General features: G+C 70.5%; 22 protein-coding genes. 18 read left to right on the top strand and 4 right to left on the bottom strand.

Features of this window, described 5'->3' with window-relative positions:
- Positions 1 to 174 precede the first annotated feature (174 nt).
- From ACIA5G_RS05070 to ACIA5G_RS05050, 5 genes are read left to right on the top strand one after another with little or no spacing between them, the layout of a single operon-like run.
- Positions 175 to 612 (top strand): hypothetical protein, encoded by a 438-nt coding sequence (locus ACIA5G_RS05070; RefSeq protein ID WP_395920908.1) that lies wholly within the window; start codon positions 175 to 177, stop codon positions 610 to 612.
- Between the two features lie 32 nt (positions 613 to 644).
- Positions 645 to 2264, top strand: coding sequence for a 2,3-epoxybenzoyl-CoA dihydrolase (boxC, locus tag ACIA5G_RS05065; RefSeq protein ID WP_395920907.1), 1620 nt, complete (start codon positions 645 to 647; stop codon positions 2262 to 2264).
- A gap of 5 nt (positions 2265 to 2269) precedes the next feature.
- Entirely contained in the window at positions 2270 to 3691 is a 1422-nt protein-coding gene (boxB, locus tag ACIA5G_RS05060) for a benzoyl-CoA 2,3-epoxidase subunit BoxB (protein WP_395920906.1), read from the top strand.
- 8 nt (positions 3692 to 3699) lie between these two features.
- On the top strand, positions 3700 to 5244 hold the full coding sequence (locus ACIA5G_RS05055) for a benzoate-CoA ligase family protein (protein WP_395920905.1): 1545 nt from the start codon (positions 3700 to 3702) through the stop codon (positions 5242 to 5244).
- On the top strand, positions 5241 to 6095 hold the full coding sequence (locus tag ACIA5G_RS05050) for an amidohydrolase family protein (RefSeq protein ID WP_395920904.1): 855 nt from the start codon (positions 5241 to 5243) through the stop codon (positions 6093 to 6095). Before ACIA5G_RS05055 ends, ACIA5G_RS05050 begins: the two co-directional genes overlap by 4 nt.
- On the opposite strand, the gene ACIA5G_RS05045 is transcribed toward ACIA5G_RS05050, so the two are convergent.
- Positions 6070 to 6465 (bottom strand): VOC family protein, encoded by a 396-nt coding sequence (locus ACIA5G_RS05045; RefSeq protein ID WP_395920903.1) that lies wholly within the window; start codon positions 6463 to 6465, stop codon positions 6070 to 6072. The genes ACIA5G_RS05050 and ACIA5G_RS05045 overlap by 26 nt on opposite strands.
- Before the next feature lie 46 nt (positions 6466 to 6511).
- Entirely contained in the window at positions 6512 to 6964 is a 453-nt protein-coding gene (locus ACIA5G_RS05040; RefSeq protein ID WP_395920902.1) for a MarR family winged helix-turn-helix transcriptional regulator, read from the bottom strand.
- 83 nt (positions 6965 to 7047) lie between these two features.
- Between ACIA5G_RS05040 and ACIA5G_RS05035 the strand changes: the two genes are divergently transcribed.
- From ACIA5G_RS05035 to ACIA5G_RS05020, 4 genes are read left to right on the top strand one after another with little or no spacing between them, the layout of a single operon-like run.
- Positions 7048 to 8010: a ring-cleaving dioxygenase gene (locus tag ACIA5G_RS05035; RefSeq protein ID WP_395920901.1), complete on the top strand. Its 963-nt coding sequence runs from the start codon at positions 7048 to 7050 to the stop codon at positions 8008 to 8010.
- Positions 8010 to 8612 (top strand): alpha/beta hydrolase, encoded by a 603-nt coding sequence (locus ACIA5G_RS05030; RefSeq protein WP_395920900.1) that lies wholly within the window; start codon positions 8010 to 8012, stop codon positions 8610 to 8612. Before ACIA5G_RS05035 ends, ACIA5G_RS05030 begins: the two co-directional genes overlap by 1 nt.
- Before the next feature lie 42 nt (positions 8613 to 8654).
- Positions 8655 to 9794, top strand: a complete 1140-nt coding sequence (locus ACIA5G_RS05025) for a dipeptidase (protein WP_395920899.1) — start codon at positions 8655 to 8657, stop codon at positions 9792 to 9794.
- 46 nt (positions 9795 to 9840) lie between these two features.
- Positions 9841 to 10278 carry a lipopolysaccharide assembly LapA domain-containing protein gene (locus ACIA5G_RS05020; RefSeq protein WP_395920898.1) on the top strand — a complete coding sequence of 146 codons (438 nt, stop codon included), beginning with the start codon at positions 9841 to 9843 and terminating at the stop codon, positions 10276 to 10278.
- A gap of 71 nt (positions 10279 to 10349) precedes the next feature.
- Here ACIA5G_RS05020 and ACIA5G_RS05015 read toward each other — a convergent pair whose 3' ends face one another.
- Positions 10350 to 11171, bottom strand: a complete 822-nt coding sequence (locus ACIA5G_RS05015) for a maleylpyruvate isomerase family mycothiol-dependent enzyme (protein WP_395920897.1) — start codon at positions 11169 to 11171, stop codon at positions 10350 to 10352.
- Between the two features lie 81 nt (positions 11172 to 11252).
- On the opposite strand from ACIA5G_RS05015, the gene ACIA5G_RS05010 reads away from it, so the two are divergent.
- Both ACIA5G_RS05010 and ACIA5G_RS05005 read left to right on the top strand, forming a co-directional pair.
- Positions 11253 to 12044 (top strand): Abi-alpha family protein, encoded by a 792-nt coding sequence (locus tag ACIA5G_RS05010; RefSeq protein ID WP_395920896.1) that lies wholly within the window; start codon positions 11253 to 11255, stop codon positions 12042 to 12044.
- 3 nt (positions 12045 to 12047) lie between these two features.
- A complete protein-coding gene (locus tag ACIA5G_RS05005; RefSeq protein WP_395920895.1) occupies positions 12048 to 13292 on the top strand; it encodes a DUF445 domain-containing protein in 1245 nt (414 codons plus the stop codon).
- On the opposite strand, the gene ACIA5G_RS05000 is transcribed toward ACIA5G_RS05005, so the two are convergent.
- Positions 13289 to 13645, bottom strand: coding sequence for a winged helix-turn-helix transcriptional regulator (locus ACIA5G_RS05000; protein ID WP_395920894.1), 357 nt, complete (start codon positions 13643 to 13645; stop codon positions 13289 to 13291). The genes ACIA5G_RS05005 and ACIA5G_RS05000 overlap by 4 nt on opposite strands.
- A 115-nt stretch (positions 13646 to 13760) precedes the next feature.
- Between ACIA5G_RS05000 and ACIA5G_RS04995 the strand changes: the two genes are divergently transcribed.
- The 7 genes from ACIA5G_RS04995 (at position 13761) to ACIA5G_RS04965 (ending at position 24412) form a co-directional block, all read left to right on the top strand.
- Positions 13761 to 14747, top strand: coding sequence for a zinc-dependent alcohol dehydrogenase family protein (locus ACIA5G_RS04995; RefSeq protein ID WP_395920893.1), 987 nt, complete (start codon positions 13761 to 13763; stop codon positions 14745 to 14747).
- Between the two features lie 106 nt (positions 14748 to 14853).
- Entirely contained in the window at positions 14854 to 17820 is a 2967-nt protein-coding gene (locus tag ACIA5G_RS04990) for a patatin-like protein (RefSeq protein ID WP_395920892.1), read from the top strand.
- Between the two features lie 190 nt (positions 17821 to 18010).
- Positions 18011 to 18565 carry a diaminobutyrate acetyltransferase gene (ectA, locus tag ACIA5G_RS04985; RefSeq protein WP_395921890.1) on the top strand — a complete coding sequence of 185 codons (555 nt, stop codon included), beginning with the start codon at positions 18011 to 18013 and terminating at the stop codon, positions 18563 to 18565.
- 15 nt (positions 18566 to 18580) lie between these two features.
- A complete protein-coding gene (gene ectB, locus ACIA5G_RS04980) occupies positions 18581 to 19834 on the top strand; it encodes a diaminobutyrate--2-oxoglutarate transaminase (protein ID WP_395920891.1) in 1254 nt (417 codons plus the stop codon).
- Between the two features lie 12 nt (positions 19835 to 19846).
- Positions 19847 to 20239: an ectoine synthase gene (locus ACIA5G_RS04975; protein WP_395920890.1), complete on the top strand. Its 393-nt coding sequence runs from the start codon at positions 19847 to 19849 to the stop codon at positions 20237 to 20239.
- Positions 20240 to 20271: 32 nt separating this feature from the next.
- Entirely contained in the window at positions 20272 to 21174 is a 903-nt protein-coding gene (gene thpD / locus ACIA5G_RS04970; RefSeq protein WP_395920889.1) for an ectoine hydroxylase, read from the top strand.
- A 496-nt stretch (positions 21175 to 21670) separates the two neighbouring features.
- Positions 21671 to 24412, top strand: coding sequence for a BTAD domain-containing putative transcriptional regulator (locus ACIA5G_RS04965; protein ID WP_395921889.1), 2742 nt, complete (start codon positions 21671 to 21673; stop codon positions 24410 to 24412).
- Positions 24413 to 24622: the final 210 nt, after the last annotated feature.

Genomic DNA, 24622 nt, shown 5'->3' with positions numbered 1-24622 from the left:
CCCGGCGGCCCCCCCCGCCCGGCGGCCCCGGCCGGCGCGGGGGGGGGGGGCCGGGGGCCCCCCCCCCCCCCCCCCCGGGGGGCCCGGGGGGGGGGGGGCGGGGCGGGGGCGGCCCCGCCCGCCACGCGGTACCGTCGCTAGAGCGATCTATCTAGTCGGACAAGGGGGCCCGAGATGGACGTTCTGCAAGAGAAGGGGCTGAAGCCGCTTCGCGTGATCCTCGGCTTCTCGCTGGTCAGCACGACGCTGCACTACGCGCACAACACCATCCGCGTCGCGGACTACCCGCAGCTGCCCGGGATCCCGGCCGTGGTGTCGGGGATCGTCGTCGCGTTCGGCTGGGTGCTGTTCACGACGTTCGGCTGGCTCGGTTACCGCGCGTACCGAGAAGGCCGTTATCCGCGGGCGCTGGCGTTCCTGCTGGTCTATTCGCTGGCCGGGATGATCACGCTCGGCCACTTCCTGACCGGTGTGCCGCAGATTCCCGCCTTCTGGTTCGTCACGATCTTCACGGACGCAGCAGCGGGCCTGGCGCTCTGGGCGTTCCTCACCTGGGCCTGGGGGACGCTCAATCGGGTGACCTCGCGAGATCAAGTTTCTACACAACATTGACGTTCGTCGAAACTGTGTAGACAATCGGGTGAGTGACCACCACCACACCGGTGACCTTCGACCGCCGTCCGGACGAGTACCGCCACTGGCGCCTCCAGCTCGACGGGGAGGTGGCCTGGCTGGAGCTGGACGTCGACGAGCAGGGCGGGCTCGTGCCGGGGTACGAGCTCAAGCTGAACTCCTACGACCTCGGGGTCGACATCGAGCTGTACGACGCCACCCAGCGGCTGCGGTTCGAGCACCCCGAGGTTCGCGTGGTGGTGGTGACCAGCGCGAAGGACAAGGTGTTCTGCGCGGGCGCGAACATCCGGATGCTCGCCGCGTCCGAGCACCACTGGAAGGTGAACTTCTGCAAGTTCACCAACGAGACCCGCAACGGCATGGAGGACGCGACCGCGCACTCCGGCCAGACCTACGTCGCCGCGGTGAACGGCACCTGCGCCGGTGGGGGCTACGAGATCGCGCTGGCCTGCGAAAAGATCCTGTTGATCGACGACAACTCGTCGACCGTCGCGCTGCCCGAGGTGCCGCTGCTCGGCGTGCTGCCCGGTACCGGCGGCCTGACGCGGGTGGTGGACAAACGGCGCGTCCGGCGTGACCTCGCCGACGTCTTCGCGACGCGCTCGGACGGCGTCAAGGGCAAGACGGCGGTCGACTGGCGCCTGGTCGACGAACTGGTGCCGCGCCAAGGGTTCCGCGAGGCCGTGGCGAAGCGGGCCCGGGAGATCGCGCGCGAGTCCGACCGGACCGGCGAGGGCGGCATCGAGCTGACCCCGCTCGAACATCGCCATGTCGACACCGAGGTGACCAAGGATCAAGTCACCATCACCATCAAGGGGCCCGAGAACGACCCCGGTGACCTGCACGAAGAGGGCGCGAACGGCTGGTTCCTCGCGATGACCCGCGAGCTGGACGACGCCATCCTGCGGCTGCGCACCAACGAGGTCGAAGCGGGCACGTGGATCCTGAAGACCCAGGGTGACCCGGAGAAGGTGCTCGCGCACGAACAGGCTGTGTTCGGCGCGAAGGACTGGCTGGGCAACGAGATCACGCAGTACTTCAAGCGCACGCTCAAGCGCCTCGACGTCACGAGCCGCACGCTGATCGCGCTGATCGAGCCCGGCAGCTGCTTTGCCGGATCCCTGCTCGAGCTCGCGCTGGCCGCGGACCGCCAGTACATCCTCGACGGCCCGCCGATCGACGACGAAGACTCCGACGAACGGGCGACGATCCGGCTCAGCGAAGCCAACTTCGGCGCGTTCCCGATGGGCAACGGCCTGACCCGCCTGCAGACGCGCTTCTACGGCGACGAGGACCACCTCGCCTGGCTCGCGCGCGAAAAGAACCACGAGCTGAGCGCCACCGAAGCCGTCGAACTCGGCCTGGTCACCGACGCGCCGGACGACCTCGACTGGGAGGACGAGATCCGGATCGCGCTCGAAGGCCGCGCGTCGCTGTCCCCGGACGCCCTCACCGGCATGGAGGCCAACCACCGGTTCGTCGGCCCGGAGACCATCGAGACCAAGATCTTCGGCCGGCTGGCGGCTTGGCAGAACTGGATTTTCACCCGGCCGAACGCATCCGGGCCGGAAGGCGCGCTGCGCCGATACGGTACGGGGCAGAAGGCCGTCTTCGACAGGAAGCGGGTCTAGCGCAGATGCCCGAGAAGATCGACTACGACGCCAAGATCCCCAACAACGTCAACCTCTCCGAAGACCGCCGGCTCCAGCGCGCGCTCGAGGGCTGGCAGCCGAAGTTCATGCACTGGTGGGGCGAGATGGGCCCGACGCTGGAGACGCAGGGCGTCTACCTGCGCACCGCGGTCAGCGTCGGCCGGGAGGGGTGGGCGCACTTCGACCACGTCAACGTCCCCGACTACCGCTGGGGCATCTTCCTCGCCGAGCGCGACCCCGACCGGCGGATCGCCTTCGGCGAGCACCAGGGCGAGCCGGTCTGGCAGCAGGTGCCCGGCGAATACCGCGCCGACCTGCAGCGATTGATCGTCATCCAGGGCGACACCGAGCCGGCGTCGGTCGAGCAGCAGAAGCTCCTCGGGCTCACCGCGCCGAGCCTCTACGACCTGCGGAACCTGTTCCAGGTCAACGTCGAAGAGGGCCGGCACCTGTGGGCGATGGTGTACCTGCTGCACGCCTACTTCGGCCGCGAAGGCCGTGACGAGGCCGAAGGGCTGTTGCTGCGCAACTCCGGCAGCCCGGACGCGCCCCGCATCCTCGGCGCGTTCAACGAGGAGACCGCCGACTGGCTGGCCTTCTACATGTTCACCTACTTCACCGACCGCGACGGGAAGTACCAGCTCGGCACGCTCAAGGAGAGCTCCTTCGACCCGCTCTCGCGCACCTGCGAGTTCATGCTGAAGGAGGAGGCGCACCACATGATGGTCGGCACCACCGGTGTCGACCGCGTGGTGATCCGCAGCGCCGAGCTGATCCGCGAGCACGACACGCGCGACATCGGCCCGCACGGCGGGATCCCGCTGGAGCTGATCCAGAAGTACATCAACTTCCACTACACCGTCTCGCTCGACCTGTTCGGCAGCGAGACCTCGACCAACGCGGCGAACTACTACACCGCCGGGCTCAAGGGCCGCTGGCAGGAGACCCGCCGCAAGGACGACCACAAGCTCACCGAGGACGCACGCACGCTGGAGAAACCGGCCGGCGACGGCACCTGGACGTCCGAGGAGCTGCAGGCGATCCTGCTGCTGAACCTCGACCTGCGCAGCGAGTACGTGGCGGACTGCCAGACCGGCGTGAAGCGCTGGAACAAGATCCTCGCCGACGCCGGGATCGACTTCACGTTCCGCTTGCCGCACCCTGGATTCAACCGGGAAGTCGGCATAAACTCCGGCCACCACGTCACTCCCGACGGGACGATCGTCGACGAGGCGACGTGGCTGGCCGGCAAGAGCAAGTGGCTGCCCACGACCGAGGACCTCACGTTCGTCCGCTCGCTGATGCGCCCGGTGTACGAGCGGGGGAAGATCGCGAGCTGGGTGGCGCCGCCGCGGCAGGGCATCAACGGGAAGCCCTTCGACTACGAGTACGTGTACCTCACGTAGGAGGTCTGGTGGCGACAGGGTTCAACGCCGCGGAGTACCTGCTCTCCGCCGGGCAGCCGGACGCGACCGCCGTCGTGTCGCCCCGCCGCTCGCTCACCTACGCGGAGCTCGCGGCGGAGTCGCGGCGGGTCGCCGCCGGGTTCACCGAGCTCGGCGTGCGGCCCGAAGAGCGGGTCATGTTCTGCATGGTCGACGACGTCGAGCTGATCACCGGCATCCTCGGCGCGATGCTGGCCGGCGCGGTGGCCGTGCCGGTGTCGACGATGGTCACCGGGCTCGAGCTGGGCAAGATGCTGGCCGACTCGCGGGCGCGCGTGCTGTGCGTGTCCGGCGAGTTCGCCGACCAGGCGGTGACCGCGCTGGGCTTCGCGCCCGAGGTCACCGACGTGCTGCTCGACCGCGCCGACGCGGCCGGGTTCGGCGTCCGGACGCACCAGTGGTCGTCGCTGAGCGGAACGTTCCGAAGTGGACGGACGTGGGCGGACTCGCCCGCGTTGTGGCTGTACACGTCCGGGACGACGGGACAGCCGAAGGGCGCGATGCACCGGCACGCGAGCATCCGCGCGGTCTGCGAGACCTACGGGCGCGACGTGCTCGGCACGGCCGCGACCGACCGCTTCCTGTCCGTGCCGAAGCTCTTCTTCGCTTACGGGCTGGGGAATTCGTGTTTCTTCCCGCTCGGCGCGGGTGGCACGGCGCTGCTGGAGCCTTCGCGGCCGACACCCGCCTTGTTCGCGAAACGCGCTCGCGAGGAACAGCCGTCCCTGTTCTTCGCGGTGCCGACGTTCTACGCGGCGCTGCTCGCCAGCGACGTCCCGGACGACTCGTTTTCTTCGGTGCGGTACGCGGTTTCGGCCGGCGAGCCGCTGCCCGCGTCCCTGTTCGAACGGTTCCGCACCCGCTTCGGACTGGAGATCCTCGACGGCATCGGGTCCACCGAGGCACTGCACATCTTCCTGTCGAACCGGCCCGGCGCGGTGCGGCCCGGCAGCACCGGCGTCCCCGTGCCGGGGTACTCCGTGCAGATCCGCGACGAGGCGGGCGCGGTGATCACCGCGGCCGGTCAGCCGGGCGAGCTGTTCGTGGCCGGGCCCTCGACGGCGACCGGGTACTGGGCCCGTTACGACGCGACGAAGCTCGTCTTCCAGGGTGAATGGCTGCGCACCGGCGACAGCTACGTCCGCAACGAGGACGGTACTTTTTCCTGTCTGGGCCGCTTCGGGGACATGCTGAAGGCGGGCGGGATCTGGGTGTCACCGTCCGAAGTGGAGGAACGGCTGCGGCAGCACCCGGCGGTGGCCGAGGTCGCGGTCGTCGCCGCGCCGGACGCCGACGGCCTCGACAAGCCCGTGGCGTGCGTGGTGGCCGCCCCCGGGGTTAGCGTGGACGCGGAAGAGCTGATCGAGTTCTGCCGCGAGGGCCTCGCGGCGTTCAAACGTCCGCGAGGGGTGGTCGAACTGGCCGAGCTGCCGAAGACGGCGACGGGCAAGATCCGCCGGAACGTGATCCGCGACCTGGTCCGCGACTCGCTCCGGGTGGTGCCCAGCCCGTGATCGACGGGCACTTCGTGGTCGACGCGCACGTCCACACCCCGCGGCTGCCGACGCTCAAACCGGCCTGGCTGCGGTGGGCGCACGACTTCGCGGGTTCGTACCCGTGGCGTTCGGTGTACTCCTCATCGGGTGAAGTGATCCCGTCGGCGATGGACGAGCTGATGGAGTCCGAAGGTGTCGACCGGGTCCTGCTGTTCTGCGAGTACAGCCCACGCGCGACGGGGATCCAGCCGATCGAGGACAACCTGCCGCTGGTCGAGCACAACCCCACGCGGTTCCGGCTGGTGGCCAACGTCAACCCGTACCTGCACCACCCGCCCGCCTCCGAAGTCGCCCGGCAGCTGGACCTGGGCGCGGTGGCGCTGAAGATCCACCCGGTGCACGGCGCGTTCTCGCCGGCGGACAAGGAGCTGTACCCGGTCTACTCGTTGTGCGCCGAGCGGGGTGTGCCGGTGATCCTCCATTCGGGAACGTCGAGCTTTCCCGGGTCCCGCACCAGTTTCGGCAATCCGGAGCTGCTGTCCGATGTGGTCGAGGACTTTCCTTCGCTGCAGTTCGTCTTCGCCCACGGCGGTCGCGGGTGGTGGTACGACGTGGCGGCGTTCCTCGCGCTGGCCCGGGAGAACGTCTGGCTGGATCTCGCCGGGCTGCCGCCGAAGAAGCTGCCGGAGTACTACCAGCGGTTCGACTTGGGGCGGCTGGCCGGGAAGTTCGTGTTCGGCACGGACTGGCCGGGGGTGCCGTCGGTGGCGTCGAACGTCCGGACGCTGGCTGGCCTGGGGTGGCCGGAGGACGTGCTGAGCGGGGTTCTGTCGGGGAACGCGATCAAGCTGATGCCGTCCCTGATGTGACCTGGTGCAGGCACAGCACATTGCCTTCGGAGTCGGTGAACCAAGCCGCCCGCTCGGTTCCCAGCTCCGCGATGTGGCCGACTGTCTTCAACCCCTCGACGTCGAAGTCCTGGAAGCGCACGCCGCGGCCTTCCAGCGTCGAGACCTCGGCCGAAAGGTCGCCGACCTCGAAGCTCAACGCCGTGTTCTCGCTCTGTGCGCCGGCCGGCATCGTGCGGAGGCCGATCGCGCCCGCGCCCGCCGCGAAGTAGAGGGTTCCGTCTTCGCCCTTCCCCGTCTGCTTCAGGCCGAGGGAGTCCGCGTAGAAGTGGCCGGCGCGTTCGCTGTCGGTCACCGGGAGCATCGTCGTGATGGTCGAGTCGGTCAGCATCGATCCATCGTGCGCCGCCGCCAAGGCCCTGACCAGCAGGGCTTTTTCAACGATCGGTGTTGAACGCGCGCAGTGTCCGCATGGCTTCCGCGAGTGCCGCCGCGTCGTCACCCAGCGGGGTCAGCACGATGCGGCGCAGGATGTCCGCGGCCGCCTCGCGGGCCTTGTTCGCGACTTCCAGGCCGTGGTCGGTCAGGGACGCGAACGTGACACGGCGGTCGTCCGGGCTCGGCACGCGGCAGATCAGGTCGGCCGCCACCAGGCGGTCCGCCACCTTCGTGAACCCGCCGCTGGACAGCGCGGCTTCCGTGGCCAGCCGCGTCATCGGCATCCGGTGCTCGGGCGAGCGGACCAGCCGGATCAGGATGTCGAACGACGCAGGTGCGAGCCCGAAGCGCTCGGCGATCTCGCCCATCAGCTTGTCCTGGGTGGCCAGGTACCCCTCGATGACCAGGCCCCACCAGGTGACGATCTCGTCGTCGTCGGTCTTGGGATCCACCGCGTCAGCCTACCCGAAAGTCTGCACGGAATATATCTTGCGCGCGAGAGGTTCTCCGGTTACCTTGAGCCCAGGAGGCAATCATGTCGATCAAGACGTCCGGCCTGCACCACGTCACCGCCATCGGCGGCGACCCCCAGCGCAACGCCGACTTCTACCTGCGGACCCTCGGCCTGCGCCTGGTGAAGACGACGGTGAACTTCGACGATCCCGGCACCTACCACCTCTACTACGGCGACAGCTCGGGCAAACCGGGCTCGCTGATGACCTTCTTCCCCTGGCCCGACGCGCCGAGCGGCCGCCACGGCACCGGTCAGGCGACCACCACGTCGTTCTCCATCCCCGAGTCCTCGATCGGCTGGTGGAAGCAGCACCTCGGCGCCCAGGGCATCGAGACCGGTGAAGTCCGCAACGCCGACCACGAGGACACCCTGACCTTCCGCGACCCCGATGGCTTGCAGCTCGCCCTCGTCGCGCACCCGCAGGGCGACCCGCGCGACCCGTGGGACACCGAGCTGGTCCCGGCCGAGCACGCCGTCCGCGGCCTGCACTCGGTGACGCTCTCGGTGACGAAGGAAGACGCCACCGCGGGCATGCTCACCGACGGCCTCGGCCTCAGCTTCGCCACCCAGGACGGCAACCGCCTGCGGTTCGCCGCCGGGGAAGGCGGGCCGGGCGCGCTGGTCGACGTCCTCGTGACGCCGGACGCGCCGCGCGGGCTGGTCGCCGCCGGCACCGTGCACCACGTGGCCTGGCGCGCGCCGGACGAGGCGACGCAGAAGACCTGGCGCGAGGAGCTCGTCGACCGAGGGGTCAACGTGACGTCCATTTTGGACCGGCAGTACTTCCGCTCGATCTACTTTCGCGAGCCGGGCGGCACGCTCCTCGAGGTCGCGACCGACGAACCGGGCTTCGCCATCGACGAGCCGCTGCTGGAGCTGGGCCGCGCGCTCAAGCTGCCGCCGTGGCTGGAGCCGCGCCGCGAAGAGATCCGGCACATGCTGCCCAAGCTGAACCTCCCCGCCGAAAACAACCCGGAGCTGTGATGACGCTGGAGCACAAGTACGCCGAGGGGTCGCCGGACGCGCCGGTGCTGCTCCTGCTGCACGGCACCGGTGGCAGCCCGGACGACCTGCTCGGCCTGGCGCGCGAGCTGAGCCCGGACTCCGCCGTGCTGGCCCCGGCCGGCCCGGTGTCGGAGCACGGCGCGCCGCGCTGGTTCCGGCGGCTCGCCGAAGGCGTGTTCGACCACGAAGACGTCGTGAAACGGGCGCACCAGCTCGCGGACTTCGTCGTCGCGGCCCGGGAGGAGTACGGGTTCGGCGACCGGCGGCTGGTCGCCGTCGGCTTCTCGAACGGTGCGAACATCGCCGCCGCGGTGGTTTTGCTGCGGCCCGAGGTGGTGGGCGAAGCCGCGCTGTTCGCGGCGATGTCGCCGGTCCCGGAGCCGCCTGAGCTGGACTTGTCCGCGTCCCGCGTCTTCCTGGCCAACGGCGAACACGACCCGATGGCGCCGCTGGCGTCCACCGAAGAGCTGATCGGGCTACTGCGCGAACGCGGTGCCGACGTCGTCACGCAGCGCCACCCCGGTGGCCATCAGATCACTGTGGACGGTGTCCGCGCCGCCGCGAAGTGGATCAAGGGTTAGCGTTTGTACGGAGCGTATATCGGCTCACCCTACGATCGGGTGATGACTAACGAGGCACTACAGCGTGCTGTCAAACTGCTGGACTCGGCCATCCTCGCCGACGGGCACAACGACCTGCCGTGGGAGCTGCGGCAGCACGGTGGCCCGAACCCGGTCGAGGCGGCCGCGTCGCTGGACCTGACCGTCCGGCAGCCGGCCCTGCACACCGACTTCCCGAAGCTCGCGGACGGGAAGCTCGGCATGCAGTTCTGGTCGGTGTACGTGCCGTGTGAGTTCGAAGGCCACAGCGCCGTGACCGCGGTGCTGGAACAGATCGAGGTCGTCTACCAGCTGGCCGAGCGCTACCCCGACCGGCTCCGGCTGGTCGATACCGCGGACGAGGCCGAAGCCGCGTTCGCCGACGGCCGGATCGCGTCGCTGCTCGGCGCCGAGGGCGGGCACAGCATCGCGGAGTCGCTCGGTGTGCTGCGGATCCTGCGCCGCCTCGGCGTCCGCTACATGACGCTGACGCACAACTTCAACACCACCTGGGCCGACTCGGGCACCGACGAGCCGGCCCACGGCGGGCTCACCGAGTTCGGCCGCGACGTCGTGCGCGAGATGAACAAGATCGGCATGATGGTGGACCTTTCGCACGTCGCGCCGTCGACGATGCGCGCGGCCATCGAGGTCAGCTCGGTGCCGGTGATCTTCAGCCACTCCTCGTGCACCGCGGTGAACGACCACCCGCGCAACATCCCCGACGACGTCCTCGCGATGCTGCCCGGCAACGGCGGGGTCGCGATGACCACCTTCGTGCCGGCGTTCGTCTCGCCGAAGGTCACGGCCTGGGACGAGAAGCTCAAGGCCGCCATGGCGGAGGCCGGCCTGGACTACCGGAACCTCGACCAGCGCGGGAAGTTCGTCGCGGAGTGGAACGCCCCGGCCAAGCCGAAGGCGACCGTCGACGACGTCGTCGCGCACGTCGAGCACGCCCGCGAGGTGGCCGGGATCGACCACATCGGCCTCGGCGGCGACTACGACGGCGTCGGTTCGCTGCCGGAGGGGCTGGAGGACACGTCGAAGTACCCGGTGCTGTTCGCGGCGCTGCTCGAACGTGGCTGGAGTGACGAGGACTGCGCGAAGCTGGCCGGGAAGAACACGCTCCGCGTCCTCCGCGAGGTCGACGGCTTCGCCCGTTAGGGGGTTTGACGCAGCGCTCCCCGCGTGCTGGACGGACACTGGTGACATGACCCACGCGCGCGGGGACGCGGCCGACCGCCCCACCGGCCCCACACACCACGACCTGCCCGGATCCGAGGTGCCCGAGGGTGCGCTGGAACCCGCCGAACTGCGCGCCGGCGACGTGCGCCCGGGGCCGGAAGAGGTGACACCGGTGCGGCCGGCGCCCGCCCGGGCCGGCTCGACCGCCAAGGGCCGGAGCCGGCCGACGCGGATCAGCGGCACCTGGGTCGCGGTGATCGCCGGCCTGCTCGTGCTGGTCGTGCTGCTGGTCTTCATCCTGCAGAACCTCGACCCGGCGACGGTGCACTTCTTCGGCGCCGAAGGCAGCCTGCCGCTGGCCATCGCGATGCTGTTCTCGGCCATCGGCGGCGCGGTGCTGGTCGCGCTGATCGGCGGCGCCCGGATCCTGCAGCTGCGGAAGCAGGCCCGCCGCCCCCGCTGAGGCGTCACTTTCCCTAGGAAAGATGCGTCCGGAGGCCCCTCAGACGCATCTTTCCTGGCGAAAGTGACGGGTCAGACGATGATCGAGGTCATTTCCAGGACCTTCGCGCAAACGCTTTCGTCGCCCGAGGTCTTCACCCGGCCGAGGTCGGCCGCGTTCCGGGTGCACAGCCGCCAGAACGTGTCCAGGTCCGTCGTCACGGTGGCCAGCGGGGTGCGCGACGGCGGGGCGCCGCGGTCCAGGACCCAGCCGTCGCGCTCGCGGCGGGCGTGCCACTTGCCGCCGCCCTTGCCGGTCACCGTGTAGCCGACCTGCTTGCCGACGCGGGCGTCGACGTCGCGCAGGGTGAGCGGCAGCGCGCGGACGAACGTGTCGGCGATCGGCTCGGCGTACTCGGCCTCCAGCGGCGTGTGCTCCAGGGCTTCGCGGAGCTGGACGTGGTGGACCCAGAACTCCGAATAGTCGCGGGCCGCGTCGAGCCAGCGCGGCGCCGGCCCGGCACCCGCCCAGCTCACCGGCTCACCCAGGACGTCGAGGTCGAGCTTCGCCCAGTACTCGGTGGTCTGGCCCATGAACTCGTACAGCATCGTGAGCAGGACGTCCGTCGAGAGGCGGCGGCAGGCGACGACCCACTCCTCGTTGATGCGGTTGATGAAGTGGGGGAAGGACTCACCCGGGCGGGGGGCATCCGAGGTGTGCCCGTCGCGGCCGCGGGACAGCCGGCCGACCTTGTCGCCGAGCAGGTGCGCGGCGATGTCCTTGACCGACCAGCCCGCGCACATCGTCGGGCGCTCCCAGTCTTCGTCGGTCAGCGCGCCGAGCAGCGTCATCAGGGCTTGTTCTTCCTTCGAGAAGAACGGGAGGACGTCGATCGGCGGGCCCCAAGGATTCATGCGCACATCATGCCGGTCGTCACACGACCATTCGGCCTACCCGCAGGTAGCATCAGCCCGTAAGCAGAGGGGAGTCCGCCCGTGAACGCAGAGCGACCGAACGGCCGGGGCACCGGGGACGAGGTGGCCGACCTGGCCCGCCGCGCCGGTCAGCTGGCCGGCTGGGCCGCGCGCACCGGGTTCGCGTTCACGCGCCGGCTGCCCGGCGTGGAGACCGCCGAACGCGGGGTGCGGCAGGTCGAGCGCCAGCTGCTGGCCGAGCTGCGCCGCCGCCTCGACGAGGTCGACGACCCGTACCACGCGGCGCTGACCGCGGCTTCCGCGATGAACCGCCCGGCGGTGCCCGGCAAGGTCGAAGCCTCGGTCACCATCGTGCCGGCGCGCGACAACCACACCGAGCCGCTGCGCGCCGCGATGGCCGAGCTGCTCAACCACTCCATCGGCTTCGGGCGCGAGCGCGCCCGCGAGTACTTCTACGCGATCATCCTGCGCCAGCTGACGCCGGACGAGGCCCGCATCCTGTCGGCGCTGTCCGACGGCTCGCCGTTCCCCACGATCGACGTCGCCGAGCGCACCGGCCTCGGCGCCGCGGGCCGGCTCGTGCTGCGCAACGCCTCGACGGTCGGCAAGGCGGCCGGGGTGTCGCTGCCCGACCAGGTGCCCGGCTACGTCACCCGGCTGATCGGGCTCGGCCTGATCGACCTCGACGAAGAGGTCCCGGCGCTGGAGACGCAGTACGAGATCCTGATGACCGACGAGACCGTGCGTGACGCGGAGAAGCACGTCAAGCGGGCCAAGTTCGTCAAGCGCACGATCCACATCTCCCGCCTCGGCGCGGAGTTCTGGCAGGCCTGCGATCCGAGCTTCGGTTAGCGGATGGGGTCGTTCCTCGCCGGCATCGTCGCCGACTTCGCGCAGCACTGGCCCCTGTACGTCTCGATCCCGATCGTCGCCGCGCTGATCGGCTACGGCACCAAGCTCGTCGCGATCCGGATGATGTTCCAGCCGGTGGAGTTCATCGGCATCAAGCCGTTCCTCGGCTGGCAGGGCATCGTGCCGAAGCGCGCTGCGCGGATGGCGAGCATCGCCTGCGACACGATGACCGAGCAGCTGATCAAGCCGGCCGAGGTGGTCGCGCGGCTGGACGCTTCCCGGATCGCCCAAGAGATCGAGAAACCGCTGCTCGCGGGGGTCGAGGACATCGTCCGCGAGGTGGCCGGGCACTACCAGCCGGGGCTCTGGGAATCGCTGCCGGTGCGGGTCCAGCGGCTGGTGATCGAGCGTGTCCAGCACGAGTCGCCGCGCATGGTCGCCGCCGTGCTCGACCTGATCAAGTCCGATGTGGACAGTGTGTTCGACCTCAAGGGCATGGTGGTCACCAGCCTGGTCAAGGACAAGCGCCTGCTGAACCGGATCTTCCAGGAGGCGGGCGCGAAGGAGTTCAAGTTCATCGCCCGGTCGGGCCTGGTGTTCGGCGGCGCGATCGGCGTGATCCAGATGGTCGCCTGGGTGTTGTTCAAGTTCCCGCTGATCATGCCGCTGTTCGGCCTGTTCACCGGCTGGTTCACCGACTGGCTCGCGCTGCGGATGATCTTCTTCCCGATCGAGCCCCGCAGGTACTTCGGCATCGAGTGGCAGGGCCTGTTCCTCAAGCGGCGCGCGGAGGTCGCGGAGGCGTACGGCGAGCTGATCGCGAAGGAGATCATCACCCCGCACAACGTCATCGAGGCCATCCTGCACGGCCCGCTGTCCGACCGGGTGCTCGCGCTGATCCAGCGCCAGCTCGACGTCGAGCTCGGCCGGCAGGTCAGCGTCGCGAAGCCGTTGCTGGTGTTCGCCGTGGGCAGCCGGAAGTACCAGGACATGAAGCTGTCGATCGCCGAGCAGATCATGAACCGGCTGCCGGAGACGATGCGCTACATCGAGGACTACGCGACCGACGCGATGGACATCCGCAACGTCCTGGTGTCGAAGATGAAGCAGCTGTCCCCGCACGAGTTCGAGCGGCTGCTGCGCCCGGCGTTCGAGCAGGACGAATGGATCCTGATCGCGACGGGCGCGGTGCTGGGCTTCGCGGTCGGTGAAGCGCAGGTCCTGCTGCTGGAGCACCTGGCCGCTTAGGCGTCGTACGCCAGCCGCGCCGCGCCGACCTTCGCCCGGTGCTTCGCCGCCCACGCCGAGAGCGCGTGCAGCGGCTCGTCCAGCTCCGCCGCGTGCGGTGTCATCGTGTACTCCACCCGGGGCGGGACCTCCGGGTAGACCTTCCGCGTCACCAAGCCGTTGCGCTCGAGACCGCGCAACGTCAGCGACAGCATCCGCCGGGAGACGCCGTCCAGGGCGCGCTCCAGTTCGCTGAACCGCCGGGGCCCGCCGCCGAGCTGGACCAGGACCCGGATCGCCCACTTGTCGCCGACCAGGTCGAGGACCTCGCGCAGCGAGCACATGTCGGCCGGGGGAGTTTCGGTGTTGTCCATCGCCGTGACCTCGTTCGTAACAGACGTGTGCCGTCGTACCAGGAAAGTGCCGTCTTCCAGCGGAAACGCATCCGGTCCACGATCGATTCCGGCACCTCGGAGAAAGGAACCAGGAATGACGAAGACAGTGCGGTTCGCGGCCGAAGGCGGACCGGAAGTGCTGGAGCTCGTGGACGTCGACCTCGGCGCGCCGGGCCCCGGCGAACTGCGGCTGCGGGTCGAGGCGATCGGGCTCAACCGGGCCGAGGCGATGTTCCGCTCGGGCACCTACTTCGAGCGCCCCGACGAGTTCCCGGCGAAGCTCGGCTACTCGGCGTCCGGAACCGTCGAGGCCCTCGGCGACGGCGTCGGCGGCTTCCGGGTCGGCGACGCGATCAGCACCGTCGCGGGCTTCTCGATGCGGGACTACGGCGTCTACGGCGAGGCGGCGATCGTGCCCGCGGCCGCCGTGCTCCGCCGCCCGGAAGGGCTCGACGCGATCGAAACCGTGGCACTGTGGGGGCCGTTCCTCACCGCGTACGGCGCGCTCGTCGACGAGGGACACGTGCGTCCCGGTGACTTCGTGCTGATCACCGCCGCTTCGAGCAGCGTCGGGCTCGCCACGATCGACGTCGCCAACCACATCGGCGCCGTCCCGATCGCCGCCACGCGCACCGCGGCGAAGAAGCAGCGGCTCCTCGAAGCCGGTGCGGCGCACGTGATCGTCACCGAGGACGAGGACGTCACCGCGCGCACGCTGGAAATCACCGGCGGCCGCGGCGCCGAGTTCGTCTTCGACGCCGTCGCCGGGGAGGGCGTGCGCGCACTCGCCGGCGCGACCGCGAAGGGCGGGACGCTGGTGGTCTACGGCGCGCTCGACACGAAGGAAACGCCGTTCCCGCTGTGGTTCGTGCCGACCATGCGGCTGTTCAACGCGTTCGACCTGACCATGGACCCCGGGCGGCTGGCCCGCGCGGAGCACTTCGTCCGCGCCGGCGTGCGCGCGGGGACGTTCCGGCCGCGCTTGGACCGCACGTTCGACCTCACCGACGTCGCCGAGTCGCACCGCCACCTCGAGGCGAACGGCCAGTTCGGCAAGGTGGTGGTCACCGTGGCCGCCTGACGGCCGAACAAGTCCACCCGAACGGCCGTACACCTGTACGTATCCCCGGGCTCACCTTCCGCCTCTAATCTGCGTCGGCAGTGACGACGACGGGCAGGGGAGCCCCATGGCTGACTCAGCGGAACCGTGGCCGCAGGAGATCCGGCTGGCCATGACCATGGTGGGGGGCGCCAGCCTCGCCATCTGGATGGGTGGTGTCGCCACCGAAACGTCGCAGCTGCTGCGGGAGTCCCGCGGTGACACCGAGCCGGGGCTCTACCGGAAGCTCCTCGACCTGCTGCGCGCGACGGTGTCGATCGACGTCCTGACCGGCACCAGCGCCGGCGGCATCAACGCCGCCTGCCTGGGGCTGGCGGAGGCCTTCGGCTCCACCCCCCAGGTGCTGCGCGACACCTGGATCAAGATCGGCTCGCTGGAGAACCTCGTCCGCGACCCGGCGGAGGCGCAGCCGCGGTCGATCCTCGACGGCGATCGCGTGCTGCTCGGTGATCTCGAACAGGCCCTGCACCAGATCACCGACCCCGGCACGCCGCCCGCCGAAGCGCCGGACGTCACCGTGCTGCTCACCGGCACCATGATCGACGGTGAGACGACCCGGTTCGACGACGCGCTCGGGAACCTGGTGCGGGACACCGAACACCGCATGCTCTTCCGCTTCGAAGGGCCACTGTGGACGCAAGGGGTGCAGGGACCGCTGGCGCTCGCCGCGCGCTCCACCGCGTCGTTCCCCGGCGCCTTCGAGCTTTCCCGGCTGCCGATCGGCGCCGAGTGCGCCGACGAGCTGCACCCCGACATGACCGCCTACACCGACCTGACCCGGTCGCACTGGCTGACCGACGGCGGGGTGCTGGTCAACAAGCCGCTGCGGCCGGCGCTGCGCGAGATCTTCGAACGCCCGTCCCACGCGGACGTCCGGCGGCTGCTGCTCTACGTCGTGCCGACCGGTGAACGGGAGGTCACCGAGGTCGCCTGCGACCCGGCGGACCCGCCGCTGCTGTCGAACGCGATGAGCAAGGTCGTCTCGACGGTGATGAGCCAGTCGATCAGCGCCGAGCTCGAGGACCTGACCCGGCACAACGACGCCGTCGTCCGGACCCGCGACACCCGCGTCTCGCTGGCGGCGCTCGGGCTGCGCGGCGGCCCGGAGTGCCTGATCGACCGGCGGCTGGCCACCGCCTACCTGGACCGGCGGACCGCGGAGGACGCCGCCGAGCTGGTCCAGGCCGCCACCCGCCGTTACGCACTGTCCGATGTGGACACCGAGGACCGCGAGTGGGCGTCGGGCATGTCGCAGCAGCTGCGCGCGGTCGCCGTGACCGGGCTGAGCAGCGGCATCCCGCCCGAGCCGCCGTCGACCGGCATGACCGTGCCGGACCTCGTCGCCTACCGCACGAGCGCGCTCGACGACGCCGTCGCGACCGGGCTGCAGCTGATCAACGCCGGCTTCCGGCTCGGCCCCGACCCCACGCAGGCGAAGGAGCTCAACAACGCACGCGCGGGGCTGCACGCGGCGCGGAAGAAGTCGGCTCGCAGCGTGCGGCTGGCGCAGTGGATCGCCGCGCACGACGGGCCCGGCGCGAGCAGCACCCTCGAAGTGTGGATCCGCGAACTGTCCGAGGAGTGGGCCGGGCTCGGCCGCTCGGACGTGCTCGCGGAGGCGTGGCCGTTGGTCGTCACGGCGCTGCGGGCCGCGACGCCGACGTTGCGGATGCTGACAGGAACGGCGGAAGACGACACGGTGCAGACGCTGCTGGACTGGCTGGCGCTGCCCGACGGTGCTGACGACGTCGTCCAGGGCCGGCTGCTCGGCCTGCACGTCGCGACACGAGGGCTGCTCGCCCAGGCGCCGTCGGTCGACCAGCGGGTCGAGCTCGTGCAGGTCAGCGCCGATTCGCGGACGCTGCTGGACCTGAAGCGGCGCCGGTCGTGGGACAAGCTGACCGGGATGCAGGCCGACTACTTCGGCGCGTTCTACAAGTCGTCGTGGCGCGCGAGCGACTGGATGTGGGGCCGCGTCGACGGCGCCGGCTGGCTGGTGCAGTGCCTGCTCGACCCGCAGCGGCTGGAGACCCTGCGCGACCTCGCCGGGCCGGAGACCTTCCGCGACGAGCTGGTCGCGGTGCTCACCCCGCTCTGGCGCGCGCCGGACCGCGAGGACAACGGCGAGCCCGCCGAGCTGCAGCAGCTGACCGCCCAGCTCGACGCCGAACTGGCGTTCCTCGGGCTGGACTCGGGGCTGAAGCCGGTCGGGTTCGGGACCGACCGGCCGGTCAGCATGCCGGTGACGGCGATGGTGCTGGCCCGCACGCGCCAGGCGGAGATCGCCGCGGAAGAGCTCCCGGTCGTCGCGACGCAGGCGGGCGCCGACGTCAAGGTGAGCGGGTGCAGCGGCGCGGCCTCGGCGGGGTTCCGGGCGCGGGCCGCGCAGCCGATCGCCGACGCGTCCGCCGCTCAGCGCGTCTTTCAGGCCTGCCAGGTGTCGGCGGAGAAGCTCGCCGGCGAACAGGGCACGGCGCAGCTGACCCGCACGCTGGTCAAGCTCGGCGCCGCGACGGTCAACGCCGGGACGGTGGCGTTCCGGCTGCCCGGCGGCTGGCCGCGGACGGTCGCGGGTCTCCTGCGGACGGTCGCCAGGAGCACGGCGAAGGTCACGCAGAGCGCGTCCCGCCTGGGCACCCCGGGCTCACTGGCGGCCGGTGTGCTGGCGCTGCTGGCCGGGCTGGTGATCGGCGACAGCGGCGGCGCGATCCTGCAGTGGATCGGCCTCCCGGTGCTGGCGGGCGCGGTCGTCTACCTGGCCACGGCGCTGCTCACGATGGGACGCACGCCGAGACGGCTGTTCGGGGTGCTGGGGGTCCTGGTCGTGGCGGCGCTGCTGCTGGCCGCGTTCCTGCCGCCGCTCGCCCAGCCGTTCTTCGGCTGGCTCGGCAACGTCGTCGCGGGCTGGCGGCGCGGCGACGGCGCGGTGTGGTGGCTCGTGGTGTCCGGCCTGCTGATCCTGCCGGCGGTGGTGATGCCGGTGAGCGGGGTGTGGCGCCGCCTCCGCCACCGGCAGACCCAGCCGGGCAAGTAGCCGCGGCAGGCACGAATACGGCCCGTCGCCTTGCGATCACCGGCGAATGGGTTCATGGTGCGGGTAGGTCGCGAGCCACGGGTGCGCGACCCAGGCGCCCGTGTGCCCCGGCACCGTCCACTTCAAACATGTTTGTGGGACTCCTCACCGGGTACCCCGCGTCGTCCCAGGTCATAACGGGTGCCGTGACCTGCATCGCTGGCGAGCGGAAAATTCTCTGTTACGTTTCCTGAGTATGTCCGTAACGCACTTGATCGAATCCCCGACCAAGGCCGACGGCGCGCAGCTGTGGCGAATCGCGCGCGATTCCGCCAAGCTCGATCTCAACTCGCCGTATGCATACATGCTGTGGTGCCGCGATTTCGCCGAGACATCGGTGGTCGCGCGTGAGGACGGCAAGGCGGTCGGATTCGTCATCGCCTACCGCAGGCCGGACGCGCCCGAGGCCGCGCTCGTCTGGCAGGTCGCGGTCGACGCGTCACAACGCGGGAAGGGCCTGGCCGGGGCCCTGCTCGACGGGCTGTACACCCGCCTGGTCGACCAAGGGGTGCGTTACCTCGAGACCACCATCACCCCGGACAACGAAGCGTCCATCCGGCTGTTCACGTCGTTCGCGAAGCGGTGGAACACCGGGACCGAAACCAGCGTGCTGTTCGGTGCGGAGGAATTCCCCGAAGCCGGGCACCTGGCCGAAGAGCTTTACCGCATCGGTCCGCTGTCGGCACGCAAAGATCCGGGCGAGTAGGAGAAAAGAAACGTCATGAGCATCTTCGAAGAGCTCGAATCCGAGGTCCGCAGCTACAGCCGCGGCTGGCCGGTCGTGTTCGACCGCGCGCAGGGCGCGTGGCTCTACGACGAGAGCGGAAAGCCCTATCTGGACTTCTTCGCCGGGGCCGGCGCGCTGAACTACGGGCACAACAACCCGCAGCTGAAGCAGGCCCTGATCGACTACATCCAGCGTGACGGCGTCACGCACGCGCTGGACATGTTCACCGTGGCCAAGCGCGACTTCCTGCAGAGCTTCCGCGACAAGATCCTCGACCCGCGCGACCTGAACTACAAGGTCGTGTTCCCGGGTCCGGGTGGCGCGAACGCCGTCGAGGCGGCGCTGAAGCTGGCGCGCAAGGTGACCGGCAAGGAGTCGGTCATCAACTTCACCAACGCCTTCCACGGCATGACGCTCGGCGCGCTGTCGGTCACCGGCAACTCGATGAAGCGCGGCGGCGCCGGCGTCCCGCTGGTGCACGCCACCCCGATGCCGTACGACGCGTACTTCGACGGCGCGATGCCGGACTTCCTCTACTTCGAGAAGCTCCTCGAAGACTCCGGCAGCGGGCTCAACGAGCCGGCCGCGGTGATCGTCGAAGGCGTCCAGGGCGAGGGCGGCATCAACGCCGCGCGCCTGGAGTGGCTGAAGGGCCTCGACGACCTCTGCAAGCGCCACAACATCCTGCTGATCCTCGACGACGTCCAGATGGGCTGCGGCCGCACCGGGCCGTTCTTCAGCTTCGAGGACGCCGGGATCAAGCCGGACATCGTCTGCCTGTCGAAGTCCATCGGCGGCTACGGCATCCCGATGGCGCTGACGCTGATCAAGCCGGAGCTCGACGTCTGGGAGCCCGGCGAGCACAACGGCACCTTCCGCGGCATCAGCCCGGCGTTCGTCACCGCCAAGGAAGCGATCGACGTCTACTGGAGCGACGACGAGCTCGAGAAGTCGACCAAGGCGAAGGGCGAGCGCATCGCCGCCGCGTTCTCCGGCATCGTCGAGGCCTACCCGGACGCGAACCTGGTCGCCAAGGGCCGCGGCCTGGCGCGCGGCCTCGAGTTCGAGAACGGCGACCTGGCCGGCCGCGTCTGCGCCGAAGCGTTTGCGCGCGGCCTGCTGATGGAAACCTCCGGACCCGACGGCGAAGTGATGAAGCTCCTGCCGCCGCTCACCCTGACCGACGACGAGCTGACCCAGGGCCTGTCGACCATCGACGAGTCCATCAAGGCCGTCCTGAAGAAGTAAAGGAGTTCGCCCGTGCTCGTCCGCACACTCGACGAGGTGACCGACACCGACGCCGACATCAAGACCCCGAACTGGCGCAGCAAGCGCATCATCCTGGCCAAGGAGGGCGTCGGCTTCTCGGTGCACGAGACCACGCTGTACGCGGGAACGGTCAACGACTTCTGGTACGCCAACCACATCGAGGCGGTGTTCGTCACCTCCGGCGAGGGTGAGATCGAGGACCTCGCCACCGGCAAGGTGTACGACCTCAAGCCCGGCACGCTGTACCTGCTGAACGACCACGACAAGCACCAGGTCCGCCCGAAGACCGAGATCAAGTGCGTGTGCGTGTTCAACCCCCCGGTGACCGGCCGTGAGGTGCACGACGAGAACGGCGTGTACCCGCTGGTGACCGAGGACCAGTAAACCACCGGAGAGGAAAACAGGAGGCGAAGCCCGTGACGCTGACGGACACCCGGGTCGACGACGGTTACCCGACCCGGATCACCGGTACGCCGGCGCAGCTGCCGCGCGTGCACCCCACGGTGTGGGGTACCGAGGCCGACGGCCCGATCGACGCCGCCACGCTGGCCAACCACGAGACCCGCGGCTACACGGTGGTCGACGACATGCTCTCGGTCGGCGAGGTCCAGACGTACTGGCAGGAGCTGGTGCGGCTGTCGTCGGACCGGGAGCTGGCCCGGGACGAGCGCGTGATCACCGAGGCGAGGACCGGTGAAGTCCGGTCGATCTTCGACGTCCACGTGATCTCGGACCTGATCTCGGAGCTGGTGCTCGACCCGCGTGTGCTCGACCGGGCGCGCCAGCTGCTCGGGTCGGACGTCTACGTCCACCAGAGCCGGGTGAACTACATGCCCGGGTTCAAGGGCAGCGGGTTCTACTGGCACTCGGACTTCGAAACCTGGCACGCGGAAGACGGCATGCCGGCCCCGCGCGCGGTCAGCTGCTCCATCGCGCTGACCGACAACTACCCGTACAACGGCGGGCTGATGATCATGCCGGGCTCGCACCGGACGTTCGTCCAGTGCGCCGGTGAGACGCCGGACGACAACTACAAGAGCTCGCTCAAGGACCAGCGGGTGGGCGTCCCGGGCGAGGACGACATCACCAAGATGGCGGCCGAGTACGGCATCGACCAGTTCACCGGTCAGGCCGGCTCGGCGTTGTGGTTCGACTCGAACATCATGCACGGCTCCGGCAACAACATCACGCCGTACCCGCGCTCGAACGTCTTCCTGGTGTTCAACAGCGTGGAAAACGCCCTGGAGCAGCCGTACGCGGCGAGTGCGCCGCGGCCCGCGTTCATCGCCGGCCGCGACTCGACACCGATTTCGCGTTGAATCCCACAGCGTCGTGCCGAGGCTTCGCCCCGGGCCGGGGGCTCCGCCACCCGGAGCCCCCGAAAAGCGGTGGGCCCGACGGTGACTGATCCAGCGCGCTTTGTTACCGTGTCGCCACCGCGCGGGCGTGTGGTCCGCGCAACAGACGTCTTCGCCGGCGACTGGCGGCGGGTGCTTCGCTCGGGGTGAGCACACCCGCCCGGCCGCCGGCGGTGACGGCGGGCGGACCGCGCCCCCTGGCGGCCCGGCCGGAGTTCCAGCACGACCCCGCACCAGCGGATCGGGACCGATGGTGCGGGGTCGTGTCATGTCCGGACCGCGGCCGGCTGCTCCGGAGGATGCCGCACCCCGCCCGCGTCCCGGCTGCGGAATCCGCAGAACCGCCAAAACTCCTGGTACCGGCCCCGCTCGACAGCCGGTGACCACGGTAGGTTGACTCTCCCGGCGAGGGAGACGCCGGGTGAAGACCGTGATCCCCGGGGAGGTGGGCGCGAGCATGGCCGAAACCCGGTTGCAGCTGCTCGGGCCCGTCCAGCTCTTCGACGGTGACGTCCCCGTCCCGATCGGCGGCCCCGGTGTCCGCGGGCTGCTCGCGCTGCTGGCGCTGAAGCCCGGCAAGGTCGTGGGGCTCGACGACATCATCGACGCGCTCTGGGGCCACAACCCGCCCGCGACGGCCCGCACCATCGTCCACGGCAACGTCTCCCACCTGCGGCGGATCCTGCGCGAGGTCGACGGCCCGAGCATCCTCACCACCCCGCCGGGGTACCGCCTGGACGTCGAGCCCGACCGGATCGACGTCCACCGGGTGCGGACGCTGCTGGAGCGCGCGTCGGCCGCCACTCCGGAGACGGCTGCTTCGCTGCTCGCCGAAGCCCTCGCGCTGTGGCAGGGCCCGGCGCTGGGCGGGGTGCCCGATTCGCTGCAGGCTCCCGAGCTCGAGGACCTCCGCCTCGCCGTGCACGGTGCCCGCGTCGACGCCGACCTCGGGCTCGGCCGGCACGCCGAGCTGATCGTCGAGCTGAGCCCGATCGTCCGGGCCGATCCGCTGGCCGAACGAACCGCGGGCCAGCTGATGCGCGCGCTCTACCACGCCGGGCGCCGCGGTGACGCGCTCGAGCTGTACCGGACCGTCTCCCGCGCCACGCTGCGCACCCTCGGTGTCGAGCCCGGCGCCGAGCTGCGCTGGCTCCACGAGCGCGTGCTCAACGACGACCTCCCGGCCAAGGACGCCCGCTCGCCGGTCGAAGAGCCGGCGAAGGCGATCTCCCAGCTGCCCGCCGCGGTGCCGAACCTGGCCGGCCGGACCGAAGAGCTGGCCTGGCTCGACGGCCTGGTCACCCGGGCCGAGGCCGGCGAGACCACGATCGCCGTCGTCACCGGCACCGCCGGGGTCGGCAAGAGCACGCTGGTCGTGTGGTGGGCGCACCGCGTCGCACGGCGGTTCCCGGACGGCGTCCTGTTCGCGTCGCTGCGCGGCTTCGACCCGCACCACCCACCGCTGGAACCCGCGGAGTTGCTCACGCAGTTCCTGCTCGGCCTCGGCGTCGAGACCGCGAAGATCCCGGAGCTGTTGCACGAACGCGTCGCGCTGTACCGGTCGCTGATCGCGGGACGGCGGATGCTCGTGCTGCTCGACGACGCCCGCACCGCCGAGCAGGTGCGCCCGCTGCTGCCGCCGAGCGCCCGGACGATGACCGTGGTGACCAGCCGGTCGCGCCTCGACGGGCTCGCCGTGTCGAACGCCGCCAAGCGGCGGGTGCTCGGCACGCTCGCGCCGGACGACGCCGTGCTGCTCATCGAGGAGCTCGCCGGCCCGGCCGACCTCAACCACGCCCTCGCGCGGCTCTGCGGTTACCTCCCGCTCGCGCTGCGGATCGCCGGCGCCCGGCTCTCGGCGAGCGCGCAGCGCACCGCCGAAGAGCTGGTCGACGAGCTCGGCAACGAGCGCACCCGGCTGGCCGGGTTGCAGGTCGACGGCGCCGACGACGGCGTGCGCGCGGCGTTCGACGTCTCCTTCCGCGGCCTGCCCGGCGAGATCGCCGAGACGTTCCTGCAGCTGGGCGCGGTGCCCGGGGTGCTGGTCGGGCCGCACGTGATGGCCGCGGTCGCGCAGATCCCGGTGACCGAGGCCCGGCGGCGGCTGCGCGCGCTGGCCGCGCACAACCTCATCGCCGAGACCGCCCGCGACGTCTTCGTCCCGCACGACCTCGTCTGGCTCTACCTGCGCGAACTCGCGGAGCAGGAGCTCGACGAGAAGGAGCGTGACGAGGCGCTCGGCTGGACGGTCCGCTACTACCAGGCCGTCGCCGACCGGGCGCGGCGCCGGCTGGGCCCGGTCGCCGACCCGCTCGACTTCTCGGGGGTGCTCGCCGACGAGGCGATGCCGTCGCTGGCCGGCTTCGCCGAGGCGCAGGACTGGTTCGCGGCCGAGTGGCCGAACCTGCTCGCCGTCCTCGACGCCGCGTACGCCGCCGGCCGGTACGACGACGTCTGGCGGCTGGCCCGGATCGGGCACACCTACCGCGTCGCCTGCCCGCTGCTGGACGAGTGGACCCGCATGGCCGACCTCGGCGTCGCCGCCGCCGAAGCCACCGGCGACGTCGACGGGCAGTGCTGGCTGCGGCTCGCGCGGTGCGAGATCGCGCTGACCTTCGAGCTGCCGGGGTACGGCCTGGCCGACGCCGAACGGGCGGCGGAGCTGTCCGCCGGCGGCCGCGACGAGCGGCTGATCACCTCCGCCGACCTGCACCTCGGCCGCGCGCTGAGCCGGCTCGGCGCGCACGAGAAGGCGATCGACCGGCTGACCAAGGCCGTCGCGGAGGCCCCGGACGTCACGCTGCGCGGTCAGGCGCTCAGCAGCTGCGCGCAGGCGGAGAAGCGGGCGGGCCGGCTGGCCGACGCGATCACCCACCAGCTCGCCGGGCTGCGCCTCGACCGTGAGCTGGGGGACGACGACCGGGTGGTCGGCTCGCTCGACCGGCTGGCCGAGCTCAGCCTGCGGGCCGGGGACCTCGCCGCGGCCGAGCAGCACGTCTGGGAGGCGATCGACCTCGCGATCAGCCGCGAGTTCGTCGCGCGGGAGGGCGCGCTGCGGCTGACCCTGGGCCGGGTGCTGCGGGCCCAGGGCGACATCGACGGCGCCCGCGAACAACTCGCGTTGTCGGTGCGCATTTACGAGCGGGTGCACCCGAAGCTCGTTGGTGAGGTCCGCACCGAACTCGCCGAACTGCAGTGAAGTTTTCGCGGTCCATTCGGGCGGTGCGCACCAGGCGCGGCGAGCCGGATTCGCGGTGCGGGAATCTCGGTTGCGAATGGGTCACGGCCCCGGCTCCGCCGGTGAATCCTTAGTGGATTCTTAGTGCCCGCGGGCGGCGTCCGCGTAGGTTCGGCGGTGCCGGCAGAGCCCTAGGGGAGGGGCAGGCTGAGACGCCGGCGCCGGGCCCCG

The organism is Amycolatopsis sp. NPDC051758 (assembly GCF_044453095.1).
Lineage (GTDB): Bacteria > Actinomycetota > Actinomycetes > Mycobacteriales > Pseudonocardiaceae > Amycolatopsis.
This window is presented reverse-complemented; position numbering and strand designations above follow the sequence as displayed.